This is a genomic window from Bacteroidales bacterium (assembly GCA_018334875.1).
Lineage (GTDB): Bacteria > Bacteroidota > Bacteroidia > Bacteroidales > UBA12077 > JAGXLC01.
Map to the genome: position 1 here is coordinate 1 of JAGXLC010000316.1, position 4,690 is coordinate 4,690.

Annotated in this window: 5 protein-coding genes; 1 reads left to right on the forward strand and 4 read right to left on the reverse strand. The window is 40.8% G+C overall.

Annotated features, from left to right (window positions below):
• Positions 1-125: 125 nt before the first annotated feature.
• Positions 126-1,046: a DUF362 domain-containing protein gene (locus KGY70_17220; protein MBS3776942.1), complete on the reverse strand. Its 921-nt coding sequence runs from the start codon at positions 1,044-1,046 to the stop codon at positions 126-128.
• A 433-nt stretch (positions 1,047-1,479) separates the two neighbouring features.
• On the opposite strand from KGY70_17220, the gene KGY70_17225 reads away from it, so the two are divergent.
• Entirely contained in the window at positions 1,480-2,826 is a 1,347-nt protein-coding gene (locus KGY70_17225; GenBank protein ID MBS3776943.1) for a beta-lactamase family protein, read from the forward strand.
• Between the two features lie 6 nt (positions 2,827-2,832).
• Here KGY70_17225 and KGY70_17230 read toward each other — a convergent pair whose 3' ends face one another.
• The 3 genes from KGY70_17230 to KGY70_17240 all read right to left on the reverse strand — a co-directional run bounded on the left by KGY70_17230 (position 2,833) and on the right by KGY70_17240 (position 4,616).
• Entirely contained in the window at positions 2,833-3,690 is an 858-nt protein-coding gene (locus KGY70_17230; protein MBS3776944.1) for a CHAD domain-containing protein, read from the reverse strand.
• Between the two features lie 33 nt (positions 3,691-3,723).
• Positions 3,724-4,155 carry a hypothetical protein gene (locus KGY70_17235; GenBank protein ID MBS3776945.1) on the reverse strand — a complete coding sequence of 144 codons (432 nt, stop codon included), beginning with the start codon at positions 4,153-4,155 and terminating at the stop codon, positions 3,724-3,726.
• A gap of 323 nt (positions 4,156-4,478) precedes the next feature.
• Entirely contained in the window at positions 4,479-4,616 is a 138-nt protein-coding gene (locus tag KGY70_17240) for a hypothetical protein (GenBank protein ID MBS3776946.1), read from the reverse strand.
• Positions 4,617-4,690: the final 74 nt, after the last annotated feature.

Sequence of the window (4,690 nt, forward strand, 5' to 3'; positions counted from 1 at the left end):
ATGTTCTTGTTGTGCAGATCACTGCATGCGGGTTTCAAATGTTTAATTTTTTTACCCTCTAAATATTAAATATATACCTGTCTGTAAGCAACAGACAGGTATATATTTATAAGGCTTCTTTTGGTTTACATCTTTATCCTTTCAATATTCAGATTGGACAAGTCCGTTTCTCCGACACCCATTTTACCAGCCATCTCAATATGGGATATATTATCTACCTCTTTTCCGAATATTTTGGTTGCAGCGGCATCAGCAGCAACAATATCGTCGGAGATGATCTGATATTTCATAAGTGCTACGTCCTTGGTAGATACACCTCTTGGGCCGTTTCTTCTCATTACGCGGTAAGCATCCACTATATTGAGATCGGGTTTTCTGTGGGTAATAAAGTCAGCAATACATTGATGCAAGCCGTTTCTGTGATAGAATCCTCTGTCCCATACATTACCCATAAGGTTTTTCATTGAGATGGTTAAGATGCTCGAATTATGGGTTTTCAGAATGGGAACATTGATAAATACATCCGATTCAAGCGCCAGCTCATGCTCTTTGGCCTTTTTAAGTGTCTTTCCCCTTGGGATATCTACTTCCTGGAAATAGCCTTCTGTATTGGCAGGTGCAACCTTTGCACCGGCATCCTTGGCGGCTTTTTCTATTCCGCTGGTATCATAGGCTTTTCTCCATTCATCAACTGGGTTATCAAATACATACACTCTTTTAGCCCCGGCGTCAAAACAATGTTCAACGATTCGTTTTACCAGTGCGGGATTGGTGTTTCCAGCCCTTTCAGGTGGAACATCCCATCCAATATTGGGCTTTACTGCAACAGTCTGGCCGGGTTTGACAAAGTTCTTCATACCCCCCATTGTTTCGATTGCCCGGTCGAACATTTTTTCGGGAGTACCCTCTCTGATAGCGACCAGATCGTATGGGAGAGAATTGTTGTTAACCGTGTTTGCGAAAATCCTGCCCGAACCCAATGAAGCCATTGAGCCGGCAAAAACTCCTGCGCCTATACTCTTTTTTAAAAATTCTCTTCTTCTCATAATACGCCTGTTTTTAAGTCCTTAATAGATCAATTTAGAAAGTGTAAAAATAATAATTAAAGCTGACTCGTAAAATCAGCATTTTTATTTTGAATTAGTCTAAATAGTGTTTGTCCATAAAGTCAAAGAGATTTGAAAGAGTCTCGTCTATAATGTTCGCTGGCAAGGCTTGCGAGTTTTGAATGCCAGGAGTTTACTTGATGTAATTGACTGGCATGAAAAACGAGCGTAACGCAGCCAGCGGATATTATAGACAGACTCTAAATAATAAAGTTTCCTTTCAAAATGGTTTTTATTAATTTAATACGTGTTTGTCCGGATTTTATTGTGGACTACCATTCGATGGAAAATTTGGTTTATATTCGCAGCCGAAATGAATTGGACCGAATTGCATATTAAGAAAGGGATTGCGTGTGTTTTTCTCATATCGGGTATGATCATTCTTGCAAAATTGTCTTCCTGCACGTTTCAGATGCCCCGGGAAGAACTCACCACGCAACAGCAGAATCATATTTCCCGTATCTTTTTGGCGGAAAAGATCAGACAATTCAGGGAAATTTTGCATCATAGCCATCAACGGTATCACTTTAACGGGAACATTCTGGTGGCCAGAGACGGAAAGATTATATTCAATGATTTTATCGGTTATGCCGATCTGGATACAAAAGATACCTTAACACTTCATTCGGTTTATCAGTTGGCTTCTCTTACCAAGCAGTTTACCGCCATGGCGGTAATTCAGCTCAAGGAAAGAGACAGTATTGATTATGATGACAAAATGGTGCAATATATTCCCGAATTTAAAGGGATTAACTATCATTATTACGACAGCATTACCATAAGGCATTTGTTGAATCATACTTCGGGCATGTCTAATTATTTATATTTGATTGAAAGATATACGGATCATAACCAAAAACCCTACAATGATGAGGTAGTAGATTTGCTGGCAAAGCATAAGCAATACCTGAGCTTTGAACCCGGAACCCGCTTTCAGTACAGCAATACAGGGTATATGGTTCTTGCCCTTATAGTGGAACGGGTTTCCGGAAAGCGGTTCGATGAATTTGTAGATGACAATATCTTTTCTCCCCTCAAAATGCACCATTCTTTTGTTTATAGTTCGGCTTACGGGAACAAAAATTCCAATAACCGTTTAAAAGGTTACAGAAGATACGGAAACAATTATTGGGTACCTGAAACTCAACATGACGGGGTAGTGGGTGATAAAGGAGTTTGTGCCCCGGCCATTGATCTTTATAAATGGGATCAGGCACTTTATTCCAATAAACTGGTATCGCAGGAGGCGCTTGAGGATATATTTGAGAGGGGAAAGCTGGAAAACGGACGCCGCATACCCTATGGGTTTGGTTTTCGACTGAAGAAAGATGCTGAAGGCAATAGGGTGGCCTATCACAATGGTTTATGGAATGGTTTCCGCAATGGCATTTATCGTTACCTGAATGATACCAGCACCATCATTATTCTTGAACATACCGATTGTAAAGCAAGAGGGATCATTCAGAGAAAAATCAGGAACATTTTACATTCCCCGCATCACAATGTGACACGGATTTTGGCTGAAAAGGCAATAAATGACGGAGGTGAGCAGGCTGCTGAAGTCTATGCAACCATGAATAAAATGAATCTGGAATTTAGTGTAAGGATTGAAAAACTGATCGAAGTACAGGAGTATTTGCGTGAAATAGACAAACACATTCTGGCCCGTAACGTCAGGACTTTGATAAAAGCCGTCGAAAAAAGCGACGGGGATACCTGATACGGATTAACTTTGCCTTTCCAGCAGGGTTTGCATGACTGAAAATACCTGTAGAAGCTCGGGACGGAGCTTTTGGACATCTTCCCGGATGTCCTTTTCCACTTGATCCTTATATGTGCGGTAGGTATCGGAAATCTCCTCTTGCCGGGTCTCTTCCAGTTGACTGTAAAATTCCTCCAGCAGTTTTCGAAATTCATCCCGGTCGTGCCATTCGCCCAATATGTCCTCTACTTTTTTGGTATCCCTGAAATCAATCTCATTTTCAAATTGTTCATGGATATTCCCTATCTTCTGACCAATGATGAAACGGATGTGCTTCAGGTATTTTCGTATCTGGTGGAGGTGGTTTTCATAATGCGGTTCAAACATAAAACCGTGGCATTCATCCACCCTGCTTTTTACAAAATCGTGAAGCCTGCTGTTTAGCTTTTTTGCAGGAATGCCATCTATTGCTTTATGCAGTTGATCGGCGGTGTGGTAAAGTTTCCTTAGCTTAAGCCCCGGCATAAAATCATGCCAGGCTTGTCTGGCTTCTTTTTCCTGAGCTTCGATGTATTCAGCCAGTACCGGAAAATTTTCGCCGGTACGTTGCCGGTAATGTTCCAGTAAATCCTTGTGGATATGAAACTCTCTCAGCTTTCCGGCTTTTTTGAAAACCTCTTTTAATTTTCCAAGGTATTTGTAATCGGATTTTATATCGGCAAATCCGGCTTCCTTTAAGAACAGGAACAATGCTCTGATCTTTTTAATAGAAACCCTTAGGTCATGGATGGCTTCCTCATCCCCGGTATTGATTGCCCTCAGGAATTCTTTCTCAAATTTGTCCAGATACTTCTCAAATAGTTTGTCTACTGTTTTTGCCAAGGGTTACCCAGTTTGGATTCAACATGGTTTGGTTTAAACTTCCTGAAGCTGCTTAAGCACATTCTTTTGATTTTCAATTTTTGTAAGCAGCTCATTGTATTGTTTTTCTTTCTCCTTAAATTGTTGTTCCGCCTTGTTAAAATTTTCCCGTCGTTTTTGCACCTTCTTTTCAGCTTTCTTCAGGTCCTTTTCTGCCTTTTCCTTCTCCTTCTGAGCTTCTTCCATTTCTTCCTTACGTTTTAGAAGGGCTTTGACGGTTTTGTTGATTTCTTTAGAATATTTCTTGATCTCTTCATAAAGGTTATCCTCTTTTTCATCTACTTTTTCGAGATTTGAGGCTTCCCGGGACTTAATTGAAGCTTTTGATTTTTTGTTTTCAGTGTCTTTTGGAGAAGAGGTTTCCTCTTTTTGTTTTGCTTCCTTTTCCGGGGAAGGTTGTAAATCTTGATTGTCTTCTGTTTCCATTTTTCAAAAAATTAAAATTTAGCGGATGAAATTATGAATTTTCCAATTCATAAACAATTCTGCAAGGTTATTTTTACATTAAATTAATCTATAGTATGACAACAGCCGGTATTTCTCATCTCACTACTCGTCCCTTTCTACTTTTTCCGCACCCTCGTACCTTCGCACCGTCCTTCTATCGTTCCCTCGTGCTGTCGTGCCGTCGTTCTTTCGTGCCCTCGTAATCTTCCCATATTTCCGGTTTTTCCACATTGATCTATTTCGTGGAAACCGTCGAGACATGCCACGGCATGTCTCTACACAGTGCTCGTATATTCGTTTTCTCATTTTCCCGTTTTCCTTCGCACCCTCGTGCTGTCGTGCAATCGTGCCTTCGTGCCTTCGTGCCTTCGTTCCCTCGTTCTTTCGTGCCGTCGTTCTTTCGTGCCCTCGTAATCTTCCCATATTTCCGGTTTTTCCACATTGATCTATTTCGTGGAAACCGCTGAGACATGCCACGGCATGTCTCTACACAGTTCTCGTATTTTCCTTTTCT

Bases quoted from the DNA above. Each gene is read 5' to 3' on its own strand.
- KGY70_17220 (MBS3776942.1), bottom strand. From the start codon at position 1,046: ATGAGAAGAAGAGAATTTTTAAAAAAGAGTATAGGCGCAGGAGTTTTT.
- KGY70_17225 (MBS3776943.1), top strand. From the start codon at position 1,480: ATGATCATTCTTGCAAAATTGTCTTCCTGCACGTTTCAGATGCCCCGG.
- KGY70_17235 (MBS3776945.1), bottom strand. From the start codon at position 4,155: ATGGAAACAGAAGACAATCAAGATTTACAACCTTCCCCGGAAAAGGAA.